Source organism: Ensifer sp. Root954, from assembly GCF_001429005.1.
Lineage (GTDB): Bacteria > Pseudomonadota > Alphaproteobacteria > Rhizobiales > Rhizobiaceae > Ensifer > Ensifer adhaerens.
This window is the reverse complement of sequence record NZ_LMJM01000003.1, coordinates 135810-156974: the sequence shown is the minus strand read 5'-3', so window position 1 is coordinate 156974 and position 21165 is coordinate 135810. Positions and strand designations below refer to the sequence as shown.

At 61.2% G+C, this 21165-nt stretch carries 19 protein-coding genes; 3 read left to right on the top strand and 16 right to left on the bottom strand.

The window, feature by feature from the left end; translation table 11 throughout:
* Positions 1 to 252: 252 nt before the first annotated feature.
* The 5 genes from ASE71_RS04575 to ASE71_RS04555 form a co-directional block, all read right to left on the bottom strand.
* Positions 253 to 1869 (bottom strand): dipeptide ABC transporter ATP-binding protein, encoded by a 1617-nt coding sequence (locus ASE71_RS04575; RefSeq protein WP_060518984.1) that lies wholly within the window; start codon positions 1867 to 1869, stop codon positions 253 to 255.
* A complete protein-coding gene (locus ASE71_RS04570) occupies positions 1866 to 2684 on the bottom strand; it encodes an ABC transporter permease (RefSeq protein WP_060518987.1) in 819 nt (272 codons plus the stop codon). Before ASE71_RS04570 ends, ASE71_RS04575 begins: the two co-directional genes overlap by 4 nt.
* Positions 2681 to 3625: an ABC transporter permease gene (locus ASE71_RS04565; RefSeq protein WP_034803329.1), complete on the bottom strand. Its 945-nt coding sequence runs from the start codon at positions 3623 to 3625 to the stop codon at positions 2681 to 2683. Before ASE71_RS04565 ends, ASE71_RS04570 begins: the two co-directional genes overlap by 4 nt.
* Before the next feature lie 15 nt (positions 3626 to 3640).
* Positions 3641 to 5200, bottom strand: coding sequence for an ABC transporter substrate-binding protein (locus ASE71_RS04560; RefSeq protein WP_060518989.1), 1560 nt, complete (start codon positions 5198 to 5200; stop codon positions 3641 to 3643).
* A 137-nt stretch (positions 5201 to 5337) separates the two neighbouring features.
* Positions 5338 to 6249 (bottom strand): GntR family transcriptional regulator, encoded by a 912-nt coding sequence (locus ASE71_RS04555; protein ID WP_060518991.1) that lies wholly within the window; start codon positions 6247 to 6249, stop codon positions 5338 to 5340.
* Positions 6250 to 6380: 131 nt separating this feature from the next.
* Here ASE71_RS04555 and ASE71_RS04550 point away from each other — a divergent pair, with 131 nt between their 5' ends.
* Positions 6381 to 7499, top strand: coding sequence for a C45 family autoproteolytic acyltransferase/hydolase (locus ASE71_RS04550; RefSeq protein WP_060518993.1), 1119 nt, complete (start codon positions 6381 to 6383; stop codon positions 7497 to 7499).
* A 57-nt stretch (positions 7500 to 7556) separates the two neighbouring features.
* Positions 7557 to 8885, top strand: coding sequence for an aminotransferase class III-fold pyridoxal phosphate-dependent enzyme (locus ASE71_RS04545; protein ID WP_060518995.1), 1329 nt, complete (start codon positions 7557 to 7559; stop codon positions 8883 to 8885).
* Positions 8886 to 9143: 258 nt separating this feature from the next.
* Here the strand turns inward: ASE71_RS04545 and ASE71_RS04540 are convergent, their stop codons facing one another.
* The 10 genes from ASE71_RS04540 to ASE71_RS04495 all read right to left on the bottom strand — a co-directional run bounded on the left by ASE71_RS04540 (position 9144) and on the right by ASE71_RS04495 (position 17889).
* Positions 9144 to 10085, bottom strand: coding sequence for a carbohydrate kinase family protein (locus ASE71_RS04540; protein WP_060518997.1), 942 nt, complete (start codon positions 10083 to 10085; stop codon positions 9144 to 9146).
* The gene (locus ASE71_RS04535) at positions 10082 to 10591 is read right to left on the bottom strand and encodes an ureidoglycolate lyase (RefSeq protein WP_051659646.1); all 510 of its coding nucleotides are present in this window, start codon (positions 10589 to 10591) and stop codon (positions 10082 to 10084) included. The genes ASE71_RS04540 and ASE71_RS04535 overlap by 4 nt, the downstream gene beginning before the upstream one ends.
* Positions 10588 to 11328, bottom strand: a complete 741-nt coding sequence (locus ASE71_RS04530; protein ID WP_034803342.1) for a BtpA/SgcQ family protein — start codon at positions 11326 to 11328, stop codon at positions 10588 to 10590. Before ASE71_RS04530 ends, ASE71_RS04535 begins: the two co-directional genes overlap by 4 nt.
* A gap of 1 nt (position 11329) precedes the next feature.
* Positions 11330 to 12130 (bottom strand): GntR family transcriptional regulator, encoded by an 801-nt coding sequence (locus ASE71_RS04525; RefSeq protein WP_127890328.1) that lies wholly within the window; start codon positions 12128 to 12130, stop codon positions 11330 to 11332.
* A 22-nt stretch (positions 12131 to 12152) separates the two neighbouring features.
* Positions 12153 to 13013, bottom strand: a complete 861-nt coding sequence (locus ASE71_RS04520) for an ABC transporter substrate-binding protein (RefSeq protein WP_060519001.1) — start codon at positions 13011 to 13013, stop codon at positions 12153 to 12155.
* A gap of 31 nt (positions 13014 to 13044) precedes the next feature.
* Complete coding sequence (locus tag ASE71_RS04515; protein ID WP_060519003.1) at positions 13045 to 13809, bottom strand: amino acid ABC transporter ATP-binding protein; 765 nt, start codon at positions 13807 to 13809, stop codon at positions 13045 to 13047.
* Complete coding sequence (locus ASE71_RS04510) at positions 13806 to 14732, bottom strand: amino acid ABC transporter permease (protein WP_034803346.1); 927 nt, start codon at positions 14730 to 14732, stop codon at positions 13806 to 13808. Before ASE71_RS04510 ends, ASE71_RS04515 begins: the two co-directional genes overlap by 4 nt.
* A gap of 286 nt (positions 14733 to 15018) precedes the next feature.
* The gene (locus tag ASE71_RS04505; RefSeq protein WP_034803348.1) at positions 15019 to 16032 is read right to left on the bottom strand and encodes a methyltransferase; all 1014 of its coding nucleotides are present in this window, start codon (positions 16030 to 16032) and stop codon (positions 15019 to 15021) included.
* Positions 16033 to 16454: 422 nt separating this feature from the next.
* Positions 16455 to 16808 (bottom strand): hypothetical protein, encoded by a 354-nt coding sequence (locus ASE71_RS34815; protein WP_060539234.1) that lies wholly within the window; start codon positions 16806 to 16808, stop codon positions 16455 to 16457.
* 496 nt (positions 16809 to 17304) lie between these two features.
* On the bottom strand, positions 17305 to 17889 hold the full coding sequence (locus tag ASE71_RS04495) for a TetR/AcrR family transcriptional regulator (protein WP_234852818.1): 585 nt from the start codon (positions 17887 to 17889) through the stop codon (positions 17305 to 17307).
* A 70-nt stretch (positions 17890 to 17959) separates the two neighbouring features.
* Here ASE71_RS04495 and ASE71_RS04490 point away from each other — a divergent pair, with 70 nt between their 5' ends.
* Positions 17960 to 18826, top strand: a complete 867-nt coding sequence (locus ASE71_RS04490; RefSeq protein WP_060519009.1) for an NAD(P)-dependent oxidoreductase — start codon at positions 17960 to 17962, stop codon at positions 18824 to 18826.
* Positions 18827 to 19136: 310 nt separating this feature from the next.
* Here the strand turns inward: ASE71_RS04490 and ASE71_RS04480 are convergent, their stop codons facing one another.
* On the bottom strand, positions 19137 to 20219 hold the full coding sequence (locus ASE71_RS04480) for a fatty acid desaturase (RefSeq protein WP_060519013.1): 1083 nt from the start codon (positions 20217 to 20219) through the stop codon (positions 19137 to 19139).
* Positions 20220 to 21165: the final 946 nt, after the last annotated feature.

Here is a 21165-nt window from a genome sequence, read left to right as displayed (position 1 = left end):
GGGAATGGTCTTGCCGGAACGCGCCGGCCGCCAGGCGCCGTCGATATGAAGCAGGATGTCTGGATAGTGAGCCATGGGAAACCCTTTACTGAATGAAGTTCGCCGCTTTGAGCGCGATGCCGTAGGATCAGGTCAATGGGGAACAGGTCGCCTGGCCAGGCGACCTTGACTGGAAAGCGATGCGGCCACCGGGTCCCAAGCCGAAGGCGCCAGGCGCGACGACTTAAGTTTTTGTGGCGCGAGCAGCTCCCGTCAAGCGGCGCGCCAGACGAGATCGATGCCTCCGCCGGCCGCCGGGGTCAGCATCGGTACGGCAGACAGGAGCTTGCGCGTATAGGCCGAGGATGGGCGGTCGAAGATCTCGTCGCGGCTGCCCTGTTCTTCGATAACGCCCTTGTGCATGACCACAACTCTATCGGCGATCTGCTCTACGACGCCCAGGTCATGGGAGATGAAGAGGCATGCAAAACCTTGTTCTCGCTGCAGTTTGCTCAAAAGGGTGAGGATCTGGGCCTTTACGGTCAGGTCGAGCGCTGAGACCGCCTCGTCGGCGATGACAAGGTCGGGCCAGCGAGCAAGCGCGCGGGCGATGGCGGCACGTTGCCTTTGCCCACCGGAGAGTTGATGCGGAAATCGCTCGGCGAATTGCGGAGCGAGACCCACTTCGGCGAGCACCTCATCGACCCGCGCACGGCGGTCTGCGGCGCGCATCGATTTTTCGTGCCGGAGCGGCGCTGCCACGATGTCGCGGATCCGCATGCGCGGATCGAGCGAAGAGTAGGGATCCTGAAACACCATCTGGCAATTGGCGCGGTAGTCGGCGAAGCCGCTGCTTTTGCGATTGACCACCTGTCCGCGGAAGGTAAGCGTGCCCTCATCCGGTTGCAGCAGCCCGGCGATGATGCGGCCAAGCGTCGTCTTCCCGGAGCCGGACCCCCCGACCAGCGCGACGATCTCTCCAGGATGGATATCGAGATCGATGCCATGCAAGACAGGCTTTGCGCCCGTGCCGCTGCCGTAGGCAAGCTTCATATTTCTGACGCTGGCGAGCGGAGCATTCGGTGCGACTGCACGCGCCGGCGCGCGGCGCGGCAGGGCCGAAAGAAGTTTCCGGGTGTAGTCGTGCCGCGGCATGCGGAGGAGTTCGGCCGTTGTCCCTTCCTCGACGCAGACACCCTTCTGCATGACCAGCACGCGATCGGTATATTGCGCCACCATCGCCATGTCGTGGCTGATCAGCACCATCGCGGTGCCTTTCTCTTCGACCAGCGCATGCAGCAGTTCCAGCACGTCACGTTGCACGACGGCGTCGAGTGCGGTCGTCGGCTCGTCCGCGATCAAGAGCGCCGGTTCGAGCAGCATGACGGAGGCAATCATGATGCGCTGCCGCATGCCACCGGAAAACTCATGCGGGAAGGCACGGACGGCTGCGTCCGGATCGGCAATTCCGACACGTTTCAGCATCGCCAGGATTGCGCTTTGACGCGCTGACGCGTCCATTGTCGTGTGCAGCGCCAGACCTTCCTCCATCTGGCGGCCGATGGTGAGCGCCGGATTGAGCGAGGTCATCGGCTCCTGGAAGATGAGCCCGATGCTCTTGCCGCGCAGCTTACGCAGGTCGTCCGGCGCAAGCCCGCTCATATCGCGGCCGGCAAACCGGACGCAGCCCCCGCGCCTGACGATCCCGGGCGGCAGAAGGCCGATGACAGCGCGCATCAACATCGACTTGCCCGAACCGGATTCGCCGACGATGCCAATGCGTTCGCCAGCGCGAAGAGTGAGGCTGACGCAATCGACGACGGGTGGTGCCATCGCAGCCGAGGTGCCGAGCACGAGTTGCTCGACGGTCAGGAGTGCTAGCTGGGTCATTGCGTGCCTCTCATTTTCGGATCGAGCCTATCCCGCAGCGCATCGCCAAGCAGATTGATCCCGAGCAACGCAACGGAGATGCAAAGGCCCGGAAAGATTGCAAGCCAGGTCGCCTGGGCGAGGTAGGGGCGGGCAGCGGCCAGCATGTTGCCCCAGGTCGGGGCCGGTGGCGGCACGCCGAGGCCGAGGAAGGAAAGCGCGCTTTCAGATAAAAGTGTCCACCCGAACATCGACGTTGTCAGGACCGTCAGCGGCGCGATGCAATTCGGCAGGATATGGCGCAGCAGCGTGTAGATCTCGGAATCGCCTGCAATCCGGGAGGCGTCAATGAATTCCTTCTCCCGCAACGAAAGCACTGTGCCCCGAACGATCCTTGCTACGGACGGCGTGTAGGCAATGCCAAGCGCCAGCACGATGCCGAATTTGTTGGCGCCGAAGATCGCAAGCAGCCCAAGCGCAAGCAGGATGCCGGGAAAGGCGAGCAGGGCATTGGTGACGGCGACGAGCACCCGATCGGTCCAACCGCCGACATAGCCTGAGATGGCGCCAAGCGCGGTGCCGAGCACAGTTGCGATCGCGACCGTGGCAAGGCTGACGATGCCGCTCGCCGACGCGCCGAGCATCAAGCGGGAAAGCACGTCGCGTCCGAATTCGTCGGCGCCGAGCAGATGCCGGGCCGAGGGGCCGGCGAGGCGTGCCTTCATGTCGAGCGCCATCGGATCATAGGGCGTCCAGACGGAGCCCAGGCAGGCGACGATCACGAAGGCGCCGACGAACAGGCCGCCAACCAGCGCATTGGCAGAAAGGGTCTTCATGTGATTTTCACTCGCGGATCAAAGAGCGGGTAGCACAGGTCGACGATCAGGTTGACCAGCACGTAGATGACCGCGATGAAGAGCAGGCATCCCTGAATGACCGGATAGTCGCGGCCGAAGATCGCATCGACGAGGAGCCGCCCGAGACCCGGGATAGTGAACACGGTTTCGACGACGGCGATACCGCCGAGCATGTTGCCAAGCACCAGGCCGATCAGCGTCAGCGTCGGCGCAAAGGCGTTGGGGAACACATGGCGCCACAGCACCGTTCGCTCGGGCAGGCCCTTGGCGCGCGCATGAGTGATGTAGTCGAGCCTGAGAACTTCGAGCGCCGAGGCGCGGGCCATGCGCAGAAGCACGCCGATCTCGTGTAGGAAGAGCGTGAGGATCGGCATCAGCACATAGAGCAGCCCGCGGCTCGGGTCTTCGGCGACGGAGACGTAGCCGACCACCGGCAACCATCCGAGCTTGAGGCCGAAGATGAGCAGAATGACGAGACCGAGCCAGAAGGTCGGGATCGACAGAAGCAACGCGGCGATCGACACAAGGGTGAAATCAAGTCTGGAGTTCTGGCGGAGGGCGGCGATGAAGCCGGCCGGAACGGCGACCAGCGAGGCAAGGGCGACGGCAACGAGGACGATGCCGGCGCTGACCTTGAAACGCTCGATGATGAGATGGGTCACCGGCTCCTTCGTAGTGATCGACGTCCCGAAATCGCCCTGCAGGACGCTGGTCAGCCAGATCGCAAACTGCGTCAGGATGTTCTTGTCGAGTCCAAGGTCCGAGCGCAAGGCAGCGACACTTTCCGGCGACGCCATGTCGCCGAGCAGCAATGCTGCCGGGTCGCCCGGAACAAGGCGTATCAGGAAGAAGACGACGACGGCGACGAGGAAAACCGTCGGAACGGCCATTCCTATCCGCGAAAGGATGAAGCGCAGCATCTCGAGCGAACTCTCTTACTCGGCGATCGTGACTTCCCACGCCCTCGGCATGGAGAAGATCGAGGCCGCGTAGTTCTGGACGTGTTTCTGGTAGGCCGAAGCCTCGAGCCCGTTATAGAGCATGATGAAGGGCACGGTTTCCAGGAAGCGCGCATGTAGCTTGTCGAAAAGCTCCTGGCGCTTGGCCGGGTCGGAATAACGCACGGCGTCGGCGAGCATGGCCTGCGCGTCCGGATCGTCCCAGACCTTGCGCGGCTCCTTGTCCTTGTTGCCCATGACGGAGTCCATGGTCAGTGCGGGGTCGTAGCGTCCCGAATAGGGAAACACCATCGCCGTATAGTTGCCGCTCTGATATCGGTCGAGTTGTGCCGCCCACTCCAGCACTTCGAGTTCCGCGGATATTCCGACCTGCTGCAGCATTGCCTGTGCCACGATTGCCGCATCGTAGGTGTTGGAGTAGCGCGTATTGGCGATGAGTTTGATCGGCTGGCCGTTGTAACCGGCTTCCTGCAGCAGCGCCTTTGCCGCCGCGGGATCGTAGCTGTAGCCCTGGGTCTGGGCTGGGGAGTGGTATTTTGAGGTCGGCGGTATCAGCGAGTTGTTGGCCTTGCCGAGACCGAGCGTAATTCCCTCGACCATGGTCTTGGTGTCAAGAGCCATGGCGATGGCCTTGCGGATGCGCATGTCCTTGAGCAGCGGATCGCGCGTCTGCAACAGGAGCGCGACGATGCCGGGATTGGTCGCCAGCGAAACGGCGGTATCGGCGTTCTGCTTGAACTCCTCGACATCGGCATAGGGAACGTCCGGTACGATATCGATGTCGCCATTGAGCAACGCAGCCTTGGCGGAGGAGCGGTCGGGAATGACGGCGAAGCGGACGGCCTCGACAAGCGGACGCTTGGCGCCGGTGTAGCCGTCCCGCTTTTCTTCGCTGCGTACCGCGTAGTCGGCAAAGGCTTCGAGGTCGATGAATTCGCCCTTACGCCATTCTTTGTACCGGAAGGGACCGGTGCCGACAGGCACGTTGAACGAGCCGTCGGCGTTAAACGATGATTTGTCGAGTATGCCGGTCATGCCGCAGTCGGTTCTGGCAAGCGTTGCCTGAAAGAGGGCGTTCGGCTTTTCGAGCTTGAAGACGACGGTTTTGTCGTCGGGTGCCGTGACCGATACGACATGGGCGGCGCCGCCCGCGGCAAAGTCGTTGCGGCATCGCCATTTTGTAGCTTCGTCCATGTAGCGGTTCCAGTTCCAGACGACGTCGGCCGAAGTCAGCACGTTGCCATTATGGAACTTGACGCCATCCCTGAGCTTAAACGTGTAGGTCAGGTCGTCGTCCGAGACAGCGACCTCCTTGGCAAGCAGCGGCTTTACCGAGGCGTCCTCGCTATATGCAACGAGACCCTCGACTATGTGCAACACGACGGCGTCGCTGTTGGCGTCTCGGTTGACGCCCGGATCAAGGCTGCGGATGTCGGCATTGAGTGCGATTTTCAGCGTTTCTGCTGCGGCCGGGCCGCAGGCCAAGGTCAGCGCTAGTGCTGCGGCCGACGCGGCCAGTCTCTGTCTACGGTTCACCTCAGTTCTCCTCTTTGTGGTCTGCCCGGTTTTCCGGTTGAGCGAACTGTGCCTTTTGTTTGATCATAATGCAATACGAAAAATCGCAAACCTTCTCGGCCTCCCCAAAAGGGGGGTAAATGCGCTCTCGACAGGCGTTATCTTTCGCTGCGGATCCGGTCCTCGACTTTCTGCAGCGTCGATTCAAGGTGGCGCCGCAGCGCAAGCTGGGCGAATTCGATCTCGCCGGAGCCAATATACCGGAGGATCTGGATGTGCTCCTTCAGCGACCTCTCCATGCGCTCGGGCCGGAGCCGATCGAATACCGAGGACTCGCGCAGCAGTCTGAGGTCGTTCTGCATGCGCACGGATTGCAGGATGAAGCGGTTGCCGGACCAGGTGGCGAGTGTCTCGTGGAAGGAGGCGTTCAGTTTTAACCAGCTGTCGCGGCTGATGCTGCCGGCGGCATTGATCTGGTCGAACATGCTTTCATGTTCGGCAATGAGGGCCTTGAGCGCATCCGGATCGGCGCGGTAGTTCGGCTCGGCAAGGCCTGCAAGCTCGATCGCGATGCGAAAACGATAGCTTTCGGCCAGGCTTTCTGCGCTGTCGAGCGAATCGACAAACGCCCATCCGTGGCCGCGCTGGCGGTGAATGAGGCCCTGGGAGGATAATTGCGTCAACGCCTTGCGGATCGTCCCGCGCGCAATGCCGTAGCGTTCCGTCAGCTCATTTTCCGACACTTCCTGCGGAATGGTGCCGACAGAGCGGTCGCGCAGGATCTGCTGCTTGAGGCGCTCCGTTTCGCTCTCACTGAATGTCTCGATGTAGGTGCCGTTGCCGAGATCGGTGGCGGCGACAAAGCCTTTGTTGGGGATGAGGCGCACGAGATCCTTGGTCGCAAGGATTTCGAGAGCGGCCCGCATCGGTGTGCGCGATACGCCAAACATTGTTGCCAGGGTCTTCTCGACAATCGGATGACCTGCCCGCCAGCCTTCTTTTTGTGCCTGAAGCAGGATCTGCCGGGCAATGTCGATCTGCAAAGCGCTCGGGGTGCTTACCGTGCTCATCAACTGGCTCCAGGGTCTGGTCGGTCTTTGGGGTGCGCTTCTGACATAGCTGTTCGATTTCCTCTGGACAATTCCTTGTGATAGTGCATTTTAACCATACAAAACGCAACATAGAGTGAAAGAGAAGACAGATGACCGCCGCACCGTTTCCGTTCGTTTCGATCTCAGGAACTCCGCTCGAGCGCGGGCGTCAGTATGGGCAGCAGGCGAAGGACCGTGTGCGTCGCAGCGTCGAACTGTATGCTGGTCGGCTTGCGACGCTCGGGGTCTTGCCCGACGACCTGAAGTCGATCGTTGCCGGCTATGTACCGCTCATCGAGGCATTCGACCCAAACTTCGTGGTGGAGATGAAGGGTATCTCCGAAGGTGCGGACTTGCCGTTCGAGCACGTCGTCCTCATCAATGCCCGTACTGAGATCCTTGCGAGGGCACGAAGGACCCAGGCTGCGAGGGCTGAGCATTCCGGCGACGGCTGCACCGGTGTCGTTGTCCTGCCTGAGCGCAGCGCCACGGGAGAGCTCGTGCACGCGCAGAACTGGGACTGGATGGCAGAATGCGCGGAGACGGCGATCGTCTTGCGCGTCAAGCCGGATGAAGGTCCGTCCTATCAGACGTTCACGGAGGCCGGTGGCCTTGCACGCAGCGGCATGAACGACAAGGGCATCGCCGTCACGGCAAATTATCTCGAGAGCGACCGCGACTTTGCCGGCGACGGCGTGCCGCTAGCACTCATCCGGCGCATGGTCCTGCAACAGGAACATCTGGCGATGGCCATGCGTGCCGTTGCCGGAACGAGGAAGTCGGCGTCGAACAACATCATCGTGAGCCACAAGGATGGCTTTGCCGTCAGCTTCGAATGCGCACCGGACGAAGCGTTCAACATCTATCCGGAAAACGATCTCATCGTGCATGCCAACCATTGGCAGAGCCAAACGGCGCTTCTGAAATTGCGTGAGCAGGCTCATTCAAGCTGGTCGGACAGTTTTTACCGCGACTGGCGCGTTCGCCGCATTCTCGAAAAGTCCGACAAGATCGGCGTCGCCGAGGTCAAAGCCGCGCTTTCTGACAAGTTTGGTTATCCCTACGCCGTCTGCCGTCCGCCGCATCGTTCGTCCCGCGGCCATGTCTCGGCGACAGTCGCGACCATCGTGATGCGGCCGGCGGCAGGTGAAATGGAACTCGCGGTGCTGCCGGCCGACAATCCGAGCTTCAAGAGCTACCCGACCTATCGCGACGAAATTGCCGCTTGAACCTTGGTCGCCGTCGCCTCGCGCGCGCCCTGCCCATTCACAGAAGGTCCACATGCCATGGATACGCTCACCACGCCCGGCCCGAACAACCTTGATGCCTACTGGATGCCATTTACGGCCAACCGGGACTTCAAGGTGAATGCTGAATTCATCTCCCGTGCCGAAGGGCTCTACTACTTCACCAGCGGCGGCCACCGCCTGCTGGACGCTATCGCCGGGCTTTGGTGCGTCAACGTTGGCCATGGCCATCCGCGCATCGTGGAGGCGATCCAGAAACAGGCGGCGCGGCTGGACTTCGCATCCTCGTTCGGCCTCGGGCATCCGCTGGTCTTCGAATATGCCAACCGGCTAACGTCGATTGCGCCAGAAGGCATGAACCGCGTGTTCTTCACCAATTCCGGCTCGGAAGCGGCCGATACCGCGCTCAAGATCGCGCTTGCCTACCATCATGCGAGGGGTGAAGGGCAGCGCCAGCGCATCGTCGGGCGTCAGCGCGGTTATCACGGCGTCGGTTTCGGCGGCCTGTCGGCTGCGGGCATGGGCCCGCACAAGAAGCAGTTCGGCATGCTCTTGCCCGGCACGGTGCATTTGCCGCACACGCATGATCCGGCGAAGAACGCCTTCAGCCGCGGTCAGCCGCCGCACGGGGCAGAGCTGGCCGATGCGCTTGAGCAGATGATCGCGACCTACGATGCATCGACGATTGCTGCCGTCATCGTTGAGCCGGTCGCGGGATCGACCGGTGTTCTCGTTCCGCCGGTCGGCTATCTCGAGCGGCTGCGCGAACTCTGCACGCGCCACGGCATCCTGTTGATCTTCGACGAGGTCGTCACCGGTTTCGGTCGGCTCGGCCATGCTTTCGCGGCCGACCGCTTTTCGGTAAAGCCCGATCTACTGATGGTGGCAAAGGGCATGACCAATGGCGCGGTTCCGATGGGCGGCGTCATTGCCAGCGATCGCATCTACGATGCGATTACCTCAAAGGCGGCACCAGGTACGGTCGAACTCTCCCACGGTTATACCTATTCCGGCCATCCGCTGGCGGCCGCCGCCGGATTGGCGGCGTTGGACGTTTATGTTTCCGAGGGGATTTTCGAGCGGGCAGCGAGGCTCGAACCGCACTGGGAGCAATGTGCGCACAGCCTGAAGGGGCTGCCCGGTGTCGTCGACATCCGCAACCTCGGTCTGCTTGCGGGCATCGAGCTTGGCGAAAACGCCGCCGTCGGCAAGACACTCGCCAAGAAGGTCTATGAATTCTGCTTCGAACGCGGCGTGCTCATTCGTCCGGTCGCAAACACGATCGTCTTGTCGCCGCCTCTGACGATCGGCAAGGACGAGGTCGAAACGATATATGCGACCATCGCCGCAGCCCTTCGAGCAAACTGATATCGCAAAGCTGACACACCAACGGGCTCGAGGAGTGTCCTGCGGCTCGATCGCCGCGTGCTACCTTCGATGGCCTTCTGCGCCCGGCCTCCCGCCGATGCCGCACGACCAGACGGTGGGCCGGTACGCGTCGTGATCGATGCAAACGGCGACGGGAAATCCGGGTAGGTGCGCCCCGTGATCGGCCAAACGCTTGTGTTTGTCATGGTTCGGGAGAACCGCAGGGCCTGCGGTTCGTGTGCGCTCCATGAGGCCAGTTCAGCGATCCTGGTGGCGGTGCCGCCGGCGCCAGGCAAGGACATCTTCGGGTGTCGCCTTGCCTGCGCGCGGGCCACGGATGGTGACGGCGCGCGAAGCGGCCGCGACTGCGAAGTCGAGCGCCTCCTCGAAGCTCTGGTCCTGCGACAGGCACCAGGTGAGCGTTCCACCAAAGGTGTCGCCGGCACCAGTCACGTCGACGACTTTCAAAGTAAAGCCGGGCACGCGCAAGACCGTTTCATGGTTGCGAGCCTCCGCGCCGTCGGCGGCCAGCGTCCGCACCACTCGGTCGATTTGGTGCTCTCGCATCCAGTCGCCGATGAGGTTGATGTCGTCGTGGCCGAAAGCGGTGTGGAAACCGATCTGGTTGAAGATGACGACAGCCGCGCCGGTCAGATAGGGCATGTCCTCGGGCGTGCAGCCGCCGACGTCGAGATCGAAGATCGCCCGGCGCCCGTTGGAATGCAGGTCCCTGAGGAGATCGGCTTGCTTCAGAACGCCGTTTTGCGTCTTGGCGTGCAGACGGCGGACGCGATAGAGCGTGGTGTAGAGGTAACCCGGCTGGCGCAACGCTTTCAGACTGGCGCCTGAAAGCCACATCGGCTGCTCGCCCATCTCGACGGTGAGCACGATGTGCTCGCCCTCGACGAGGAAGATGAAGTTGCGCGATTCCGGAATGGCCGGATCGATCAGCATGTGATCGACGCCGACGCCATTTTGCCTGAGATCGGCGATCAGGCGCTCGGACAATGGGCTGTCGTTGAGCAGCGATATGAACTGCGTATCGCCGCCAAGACCGGCGTGCACGACGGCGGCGTTGGCGATGGAGCCGCCGGCTTCGGCCGGAAGCTCCTTGACCATGCCCTTGTCGGCGCGGCCGGGCCAGCGGTCGGCGGTGTAGTATTCGTCGAGGGCGACATCGCCAATGAAGAATGCAGTCATAAGGTTAGTCCCGTGCCCGCTGCCGCCGACACCTTTATCGGACCGCCCGAAACTGCTACCCATGGGCTTTCGCCGAGGCCGCAGACGGCCATCCAGTAATAGGGTGCGGGGCCGGAAACGCCGCGGCAGGCATCGTGCCAGACATTGCGATCCATGACGACAGCCTGCCCGGGCGCGATGACGAAGGCTTCGATCTCGTCGCGATCAGGTGCTTCGCCATCCGACGCCGGCGCAACCGCAAGGACAACCGGTTCAGCGAGACAGAAGATCGCCTCTTCGGTGAGCGGGTGCCGCTCCATCGCGCGGCAGTCCCAGGGCGCTTGTCCGCCACGGGTGATGCCGAGATGACCGCGGCCGTCGATCAACGGCGTTTTCGTAAAGCCGTCGTTCCAGCCGTCGCCGACAGTCCAGACGACCTTGCCGTCCGTGTCACCGGTCAGGTCGTACACCCGGCCGTAGCGGGAAAAATTGTCCGGGGTCACCGGCCGGGCGTGGACGACGTTCATGCCGCACTCCTGATCGCGCGCACGACACGCATCAAGCCTGCGACATGGGCGGCTTCGACCCGGCCGGTGTCCTTGTGATCGTGCTTGAACCAGCTGCCGACGACGGCGCCGTCGGCCTGAGCCAATTGCTCGGTGGCGTTGGCTTCGGTGAGGCCGGCGCCGATCAGGAGCGGCGTCTCGCCACCGGTCGCAGCGCGGAATCGCGCCACCTTCTCCAAGTCGGTCGGCTGGCCGGTCGCGTCCGAGGTGACGACCAGCCCGTCGCAGCGCGACGCACCGATGCGCACGTCTTCCTCCTCCAGCCGGCCTGATAGGACCGGCTGGTACTTGAACCGGACACCACCGAGGAGCAGGGCCGTCACACCGTCGCGGCGGGTCTGAAGTTCGGTCGCAAAGGGGACGTCTGCTTCGGGCGGCAGGTGGCCAGCGACGGAATCCACCTGGATGAACGAGACCGGATAGGTCCGCGCGAGCGCGAAGGCGCGGGAGTCGTCGCGCAAGACGTTGACACCGATGCGCGTTCCGAGGTCGAGGTGGAAGATCCGCTCTAGCACCCGTTCGACATCCTCGGCATCGCCGAAATAGTTCTCGACCACCAGCCCATCGACGCCTTCGCCGGCCATGATGCGGGCTTCCTCTTCGGCCTGGGCAAGCTTGGCCTGAGCGCCGTCACCGGCAAGGTGCAGCATGCCGAGGATCGGTTTTTGGATGGTAAAGGTGTCGCCGAAGCGGCTCATGTCATGTCTCCTGCACGCCGTGCGGCGCGGTCTCGCGGCCCCAGCGCGTTGCAAATTTCATCTGGACTGCCGGCGAGTAGACGATCGACGTGCGCTCGACCAACCGGTCGTCCGCGTCGAGCACATCCCCGCTGGCGCAAAGGTAGCCCGGCACGTCCTGCGCCGGGGCAAAGACCTCCCGCAGGCGATCGGAAGCCGGCACGACGGTCAACAGCAGTTCCGAACGCAGGGGGTGACGGTCATAGTCGCGGCGCAACACCTCGTAGAGGGATTGCGACGCGAAGTCGTATCGATCAAGCCCGGGATAAAGGGCGAGATCGAGCTCGGACGTGTCGACGTTCAGCCATGTCACGCTGTCGCCGTTGGCAAGCCCGCGGGCGCGCACCAGCACGAGTTGGCCGTTGTCTGCCCGGTGCTCCAGCACCTGCGTCACCGGGCGCTGGCCCTGTTTTCGGGCAAGCTCCGTGAAGCTGCCGAAGTTCCAGATGTTGTGGCTGATCGGTCGGTGCGAGACGATTGTGCCGCGGCCGCGAACCTGCTGGACGAGGCCCTCCGAAACCAGAAGCGCCATCGCATTGCGCACAGTCGTGCGGGCAATGCCGAACTGGTCGCGCAACTGGTTCTCCGAGGGAATGGCTTCACCTTCGGAAAAGTCGCCGCTCAGGATCGCGGCGCGCAGCGCCCGATAGAGCTGCCGGTAAAGCTGCTCGCTCGAATAGAGATCGAGGCGCAGCCGCGACAGTCGATCGTCAGGGCGTTCGCCCGTTGCGGTTGAGGCGTCTGGCATAGGGGGATGGGTCAAGGCAGGCTCCGGCGCGGTTCTGTTACTTCGTGGCTCCGTTTATCTTGAACTCCTCGACACCCGCCTGTTTCAAGCCGTAGCGGTCGAGGATCTGTGCATAAGTGCCGTCGGCTTTCATGGCGTCGAGCGCGCCCTTGATTGCATCGCGCAGTTGCGTGTTGGCCTTTGCAAGGGCAATGCCGTAGTGGTTGATCTCGCCAACCTCACCGATCTGGTAGAATTTGTCCGGCTCCTGCTTCATCAGGTCGAGCAGTCCTTCAAGGCCGATGACGGAAGCCTGGGCACGCCCCTGGCGGATCTGCATGATGTGTTCGGCCTGGGTCGGGATCTGAATGACGGTGATCAGCTTGTCGGCCGGGCAGATGGATTTGCCAAGGTTTTCCGCCCAGGTGACCCAGCTGGTTCCGGTCGCGACCGCAACCGTCTTGCCGCAGAGGTCGGCCTCGGCCTTGATCTCACCCTGGTGGTCGGCGGTCGAATAGAAGACGTTGCCGGTCTTGAAGTAGTCGATGAAGTCCAGTTGCGTCTGGCGTTCCACCTTGTCGGAGAAGGCGGTCATAATCAGGTCGGAGCGGCCGGTGACCACTTGCGGGATCAATTGCGGGAACTCGACGTTCTGGAATTCCGCCGTCAGGCCGAGGCGCTCGGCGATCGCCTTGGCAAGATCGATGTCGAAGCCTTTCAGTTCGGTCGAGCCGGCGTCGCTGTATTCCATCGGCGGATAGGCAAGGCTGATCGTGACGTTCAGCTTGCCGGTGTCGCGCACGGCATCCGGCAGGGCGGCGGCCAGCTTCTCGTCGGCGGCATGGGCAGCAGCCCCTGCGGCAAGGCTGATGAAGGTGGCGGAGGCAAGCGCCAGAGCCATCGGCAGCAATCGTTTCATTTCCTGTTCTCCCTTTTTTGAACTCTTGTCGTCAGGCAAGCACGCGGCTCAGAAAACTGCGCACACGCGCATCACCGGGATTGCTAAGGACCTGTTGAGGTGCGCCGTTCTCGCGGATTTCGCCGTCGATCATCACCACGACGCGGTCGGCGACTTCTCTTGCGAAGCCGATTTCGTGGGTGACGACGATCATCGTCGTGCCGCCGCGCGCCAGATTGCGCATCACCTCCAGCACCTCACCGACGAGCTCCGGATCGAGCGCGCTGGTCGGCTCGTCGAAGAGCATGACGCGCGGTTCCATGGCGAGCGCCCGCGCGATTGCCACGCGCTGTTTTTGGCCACCGGAAAGCTGCGACGGGTAGCTCGATGCCTTGGCCGCCATGCCGACCTGCTCGAGCAGGGCCATGGCGCGGGCTTCGGCCTCGGCGCGGCTGAGACCGCGCACCACCATCGGTCCCTCGGTGACGTTGCCGAGCACGGTGCGGTGCGCAAACAGATTGAAGTGCTGGAACACCATGCCGAGCTGGCTCTGCTGGGCGCGCAGTCGCTTGACCGGCAATTCCTGCAGCGCGCCGCGGTTGAGCTCGTAGCCCATGATCGCGCCGTCCACCCACACGTAGCCGCCATTCGGTGTTTCCAGGTGATTGATGCAGCGCAGGAACGTGCTCTTGCCGCTGCCCGAGGGTCCGAGGATGCAGAGAACCTCGCCATAGGCGACGTCCAGGTCGAGACCCTTCAGCACCTCGTGATTGCCAAAACTCTTGCGGATACCGACCGCTTTAACTGCAAGTGTCATGCTTCACCCGTGACGGCCGGACGACGCGCCCAGGCTTTGAACCAGCGGCGTTCGGTGGTTGTCGTTGCGGCATCGCGGCCGAAGTGGCGTTCGAGATAATACTGGCCGATGGACAGAACCGTGGTTCCGGCCAGATACCAGACGGCGCAGACAAACAGCAGTTCGATGACGGCGCCGTTGATGAAGTAGATGCGCTGGGCCGCGTTCAGCATCTCGCCCATGGCGATGGTGGCGGCGAGCGAAGAGAACTTCAGCATGCCGATCGCGCTGTTGCCGAGCACGGGCAGGATCAGCCGAAGGGTCTGCGGCAGGATGATGCGCCGCATCGTCTGCCCGGGCGTCATGCCGAGAGTGTGGGCCGCCTCCTTCTGACCCTTGTCGACCGAACCGATACCGCCGCGCACGACTTCCGTGAGGTACGACCCTTCATTGACGCCGAGACCGAGAACCGCGGCGACGAAGGGTGTCACCACATCGACCATGCGGGCGTCAATAAGACCTGGGATGTAGAGCTTCGGAAAGATCAGCGCGATGTTGAACCAGATGAGAAGCTGGAGCAGCACCGGTGTACCGCGGAAGATCCAGACATAGAGCCAGGCGGCAAAACGCAGGATCGGGTTTTCCGAGAGCCGCATGATGCCGAAGGCAAAGCCGAGCAGCACGCCGAGCACCAGCGCGCAGGCCGAAATGAGCAGCGTCCAGCCGAAACCGGTGATGATGACACCGGCCGTCAGAAACTCGCCGACCACCGTCCACTGGATCTGCCCGACGGCGAAGGCGCGTCCGATCACCGCCAGAAGCAGGATGACGAGACCGCCACTGATCCAGCGTCCGGGGTGTTTCAGCCGGCGAATGACGACATCGGGAGCGGGAAGATCCGACAACGACAGTGCGGGACTTGGTTTTGACTGAGACTGGTGCATGGCATCCAATTGTAGGGTTAGGCCTACAACTTGATACTGGCGCGGCCTGAGGGAGTCAAGCGGCCCCCTCGGGTATATTTGAGGGTTTGCATGTTTAGCTGCTTGGGGAATTGCGCAGGCGGTTCGGTTTTCCCGACGGCACTTCAAGAAACGTCGGCTGCTGGTAGCGGCGCTTTTGCGGCGACTGTTCAAAAGTCAGATTGAGCAACGGCGTTGTCAGCTGCCGGCAATCGAAATTGCTCCAGTGGTCGGTCTTTCGGAACAACGGTCGGGGTTTGGTTTCCGATCAACCGGGCTTGAAGCCGATCACCATCGAGTCCGGCCCCAGCAACGGCTCGACGCGCGTGGACACAAAACCGGCGTCGCGCATCCAGGCTTGGCAGTCGGCGCCGGTATAATCGAAACCGCCGCGGGTCTCGATCAGCATGTTCAGGCTCATCAACAGGCCGAAGGCGTTCAAGCGGCGCTCGTCGTCAATGACGGCGTCGTAGACGATCACGGCTCCGCCTTTCGGCAGCGCAGCGAACGCTTTTTCCAAGAGCTTCCTTTTTTCGGCAAGATCCCAGTCGTGCAGGATGTGCCCCATCACGATCACGTCCGCATTGGGCATTGGGCCGTCGAAGAAGTTGCCGCTTTGGAAGGTGATGCGGTCGGTAAGGCCCTGCCGGGCGACGAAGTCGTCGAATATCGGCTGCACGGCGGGCAGATCGAAGCCGATGGCCTTGAGATGCGGATGCGCTCGCGCGATCACCACCGGCACCATCCCCTGCGCCGCGCCCACATCGGCGAAGGTCGTGTATTTCGACCAGTCGAACCTGGCGGCGATCGCCTGCGCCGCGCCGGCGCTGATCCCGCTCATCGCCTCGAGGAACCCGCGCAGCCGTGCCGGTTCCGCATAGATCGCGGCGAAGAAATCTTCGCTGTGCTTGGCTTCGTTCTGTGGTTCTCCGGTGTGCAGGGCTTCGGTCAGCGAACCCCAGAAACCGTAGAGCCGGGCATTGGCCATTTCGAGGATGCCGCCGATATAGGATGGCTTCGCCTTATCGAGGAAGAGGTCCGTGTCAGGGGCATTACGATAGCGGCCGTCCTCGCGTTCGAGCAGCTTCAGCGCGACCAGGGTGTCGAGAAAGTCGCGGGCCGAGCGGGGATGCAGTTTCAGCCTGGCCTGCAGATCCGGCAGTTCGGCCGGGCCAGTCGCAAGCTCGGTGAAGACGCCGAGTTCAACCGCACTGAGCAGGGCCTTGGACGCCCAGAACCCCATGCCGACCTGCATGATGTTGTTCGGTGTCGTTGTGCCCATCGCTCGTCTCCTCGTGGATCGTGTCGTCGAACGGCATCTGGGATTGGTGCGGAACCCGAAACTGTTCGGCAGCGCTGGCCGTGGACGTCCCGTCTCATCGACGCAATAAAATATTGCGTTCTGCGATGGGGTGCAATTAATCAAGAATCACTAGCAAGGACCGCAATCAAAGATCCCGTTGCGTGACTTCAGGTGGAATTGTTCGCGTCGTGTGATGAGCCTGGGTCTTGCTGGTACGAAGTCAACTTCAGCAGCTACCTTGATCGTCGCACGAGCTATGAGGTTGCGATACTCGCGCTTTATTTGCCGAAACCTCGGATCGATGTTTCGGTCACGGCAGCGAGGACCGCCTCGATATCGCGCCCGCGAATGACGGACGCGGGCGACCTCGAGCGGTTGAACTCCGGGGTGGCGTATTCGCATTAGCTGCTGTCAGGTGGGGCAAAGAAACAGTTCACGTCGTCTTCCGTCGGATGAAGGCAAATATGATACTGCCCATCGCCCGAGGGGATCTCATCGCCATAGGGGATAAAGAACACGTGCGGTCGTCTTGCCATGTGGTGGTCGCCGGCATGCAAGAAAACGGAAAAACCACGAGCCCCTCGCAAAATGTCGGGCGCGGGGATGGCAGCACAATCGCCACCTGCCTCATGGGCCTTGCAGCACGCCAGAGGATAGGTCCAGCCGGTCTTTGCCTGGTGAGCGTCCGTTCGGACGACTCCGACTGAGATTGTCGCAAGAATAATCAGATAAATGGATGATGGCGCGGCTCTCATTGTGCACCTCCTTGGAGGCAGCCCTTCGAAAACGCCGAGAGGTTGCTTGCTGATTGGCAAGTACGAATTGTCTGTTGTCAGCATACTCCCGGGTGCTTGGCGTGAAACCTGAAATATGCTCCTCGGACCAACGGCCAAGGAAACACCAAGGGACAAGGTGGGTACTGTCGCGAGGGCGGTTTCCTTGGAAATGCACAACGGGCCATGCGCTCCATCGTAAAAGTGCACAGCCGACCTGTCGCGCGGGGCTTCGCTTAGTCGTTATTGACGCTGGCCTTTCCGCGTCGATTGTTGTGCCGCAGCACCCGCTCGCTGATAGACGAAGCAGCGTTTCTGTAGAGGGCAATCGCGGGTGGTTCGGTGGATGATACGAGCCGTCGTGCATCAATCGGCCGTATGACCGTAGCGGCTGCGAAAGACTGCTGACGCCTGACGATGCATCCTGCGTCGGCCAGCCGGTTTAGGATTTTGAGGCTTCAAGCCTCATGGGTAAAATTCACCCAACCTTGCTCGGCTCACTTGCGACCCCTTTGATGATGAGCGCCGCCAGAACGGCCGTGGCGACCCGCTCAGATATCGCGCCGGTTTGCGTTTCGGAAGCAAGCGCCTCCGCTGCACCTAACAGACCGACGCACACAGGATGGATATGGCCAACTTCCAGCTCTGAGAATGGCCGAAGGGCATTACACATCAAATCTATGTATGCGCGAATCATGAGCCGTTGCTGCGCGGCCATCTCTTCTGTCCCTTTGAGCGCCGCGGATATTGCGAGACCTTCTGGGCCAAAATCGGCAAGGCAATTGAAGTATGCTTTGCTGATAATGTCAGCTACGGCGGTGAGCTCCTTTGGCGCTTCGCAAAGCGCGGAGCGGAGACGGTGGACATAGTTTTCCTCCAGCCGCTTGAACAGTGCCAGCAAAAGTCCGGACCGGGTAGAAAAGTGTCCGTAAGCGATCGGACGACTGACCCCTGCTTTTGCAGCCAAGGTCCCGAGCGTCAGTTCATCCGCGCCCTGATCCCGGACAATTTGCATCGCGACATCAAGCATTTGTTCGCGACGCATATCTTTCTTGAGCTTCACGGTTGCCCCTTGCACCTAAAGTTACAATATGTAAGTTACATAGTGTAACTAACCGGTCAAGGGTGAAGTGATGAGTGAAGTAGCTGTCATCGGGCTGGGGCGCATGGGCAGCGCGCTCGCCAAAGCGCTTATAACTTCGGGAAGGAGCGTTACAGTCTGGAACCGAACTCCAGGCAAGGCAGAGGCCTTGGAGCACCTCGGCGCGTCGAGGGCGGAAACGCCGTCCGCTGCTATTGCCGCCAGCAGCGCACTTATCGTCTGCCTGTCAGACTACGCGGCAACCTCGATGGTCCTCGACGCATGCGCGACAGACTTGCTCCAAGGAAAGACCGTCGTGCAACTCACGTCGGGCACGCCGAAGCAAGCGCGTCAGCTTGAAGAATGGGTGGCGAACCGCGGAGGAAGCTATCTTGACGGCGCGATTTCTGCCTGGCCAAGTCAGATCGGTGGACCTGAGGCCTCGATCGTTATCGCCGGACGAGAAAGTGTCTTCACCTCGCTCGAAGCGAGCTTAAGGCTGCTCGCTCCAAATCTTACTCACGTCGGAAACGATATAAGCCGCGCAAAGGTTCTCTTTAATGCGGCTCTTGCCTATTTTGCCGGGCACTGGATTGGCTTCAGCCACGGGGCGGCGATGTGTGCTGCGGAAGGAATGGATGTCGCGGAATTTGGCGAAACAATAGCTAGCCTGTCACCGATGTTTGCGGACGACCTGCGCCACATGGGTCGAGCCATCGAAGGAAACCGATTTGCTGATCCCCAAAGCACCATCAGGTCGGTCGGCGTGGATATCACGCGGCTCGTCGAGATAGCGGATGATTTGAACATCAACACCGCGTTTCCCGCCTTTGCCTCTGATCTCTTTCGCAACGCTACAGACGCGGGGTACGGCGCCGAGGAGCATTGTGCGATTGTTAAAGTGATCCGCGCTTGGTGAAAACGGTTCTCTAAACTGCAGGCGTGCTGCCGCAATACGCTGTGCAGCTAGACGGAGCTGTCCAAATTAACATTTCGAGCGGTCTTGCTTTGTCGATCAGCAAAAAAACCGTGAGGTCGACCCGTTGCAAGCAGGCGATGGAGCCTGGGCGCGACGATGGTGCGATGAAAGCGACCGGAGCGGCTAGTTGGATAACGTTCCTGGACGCTGGCGGGCGCTACGCTGAACCTCTTGGCGAGCGGCTCTTTTGACGGGTCAAGCCGGGGGAGAACGGGGGCTGGCCGCGTGCCGCGGCCGGCGCCTGGTGCGCTCAAGCAGGTGTCGGCAAAGCCGATCGTGCCACAGTTTCGCGCGCGTCTGCTTCTCGAAATGATATCAGTCGGTGGGAGGCCTCGTCCCAAAGGACGAGCTTCACCAAGCCCAGGCTTTGCCTGATGGTGATGCGGCCCATATCTCCCAGTTCAGGATGATCACGTATGACCTCAGGAAGCCTGTAGAAGGGAACTCGGCTCGACAGGTGATGGAGATGGTGCATGCCGATATTGCCGGTGATCCAGCGCAAGGGCTGCGGCAGATCGTAGTGCGAGGCGCCATGCATGGCCGCGTATTGGAACGTCCACTCGGGTGGCCTTGACCAGTGCGTGTCTTCGAACTGGTGCTGGACATAAAACAACCAGACACCTGCAGCCCCAGCAAGAAGGACGATCGGCAGATGGATCAGGAGGAACGGTGCGACACCCACTGCCCAGATAAGAATGCCCGAGAGTGCGGCAATCGCCACATTCGTTGCCATGGTGGAAACCCACGGAAGAGCGCCAGAGCGCATCATTCCGAACGGCAACCTTTGCTTGAACAGGAAGAGCCAGGCGGGACCGATGCCGAACATCACGAGCGGATGCCGGTAGAGGCGGTAACGAACCCGTCCTCCTGGCGTGAGGGCGTCGTATTCGGCAACGGTAAGCGTGGTGATGTCACCGACACCTCGCTCGTCGAGGTTGCCTGCCGAAGCATGGTGTACGGCATGGGCGCGGCGCCAGTAGTCATAAGGCGTTAGTGTCAAAACGCTGATCATTCGGCCCGTCCAGTCATCCAGGCTGCGCCGCCCGAAAAACGAACCATGTCCGCAGTCATGTTGCAGCATGAACAAGCGCAGGAGAAATCCCGCCGCAACAGGGACGATAAGGACCACGCCGAGCCAGTACTCGAAGTGCAAACAGACCCAAGCTCCTGCCCACAGCAGAACAAATGGCACAAGGGTCGCCGTCAGCTCGAAGGTGCTGCGGCCGATATGCGGCTGTCGATAGGTGGACAGGATCTTTAGCCAGGCTTTTTCACGGTCGACGGTTGCTGCCGCGCCGTGGCCGGAAAGCGGGCTGACTCTGGAATTCTTCAAGGCGTCTTCCTAGTTGATTGTGTGACATAGTCGCCTTGAGACATTGCTATGGACGCAACAGGCAAACTGGGATTTTGGGCCGAGATCTCGCTCGCCTTCGAAATCATGTTTCGGCCTTCGACGTGATCGCTCATAGCAGCGCGTTCGCCGGCGGAATAGCGGCAGACCGGCCGACGCCGCCGTTGCATGTTGGATGACGCCAAGGCCTTATCTGGAGCATTTGACTGTGCCGGCAATCATGACGAGCCCTTCCGTAGGATACTGGGAGCCTCCGCGCGAAACTTGAGGCCTGATAGCGATTTTGAAAGGAAGGTTCGTTCAGAGCGCGAAGCCAATTGCGCTATAACCAAAGCTAGCGAGCAAATTCGATGGGGCGTTTTATCGATATCTTCACCTAGGCGTCAATCGGTTGTTCGCGTTGTCTGCAGCGCGATGCGAGGTCTCCGCACTCGACGACGATTTCGGGTCTGCCTTTCGCAAAATCCGCGGAACGGCGGACCCTGACCTGAAACTCGGCTTTTAAGTTGTCGGATTTTGGTTTCGACGCCGCTATTCGTTGGGGAAGGGGCTTAAGCAGGGGCTAGCATCAAGAGAACCAGAACCGCCGCTATTATCACGCTGAACCCCAATATGATCTTGATGATTAAACTTGCATCTTCCAAAGAATGCTCCTATTAGTAGAGAAAACGAAGAATACAACCTTCAAAGATATAATCATCTGCACCTGGGGTTGTCTATATCTGAATTAGAAACATCCTTGGATTGCGGACGATCTAGGAAACGTGCGGGATTTTGGTTGGGAGCGATGACGTGGCGGAAGGGCTTCGCGTGCGACCGAAGCGGTCGTTTCAGGCCTTAAATACCGGTCATAGTGTCCATCGGGATTGGTTGAGTGAGGTCGGCGTCTGTTTCTGATCCCAAGGGACTAACTTGACGACCGCCCAAG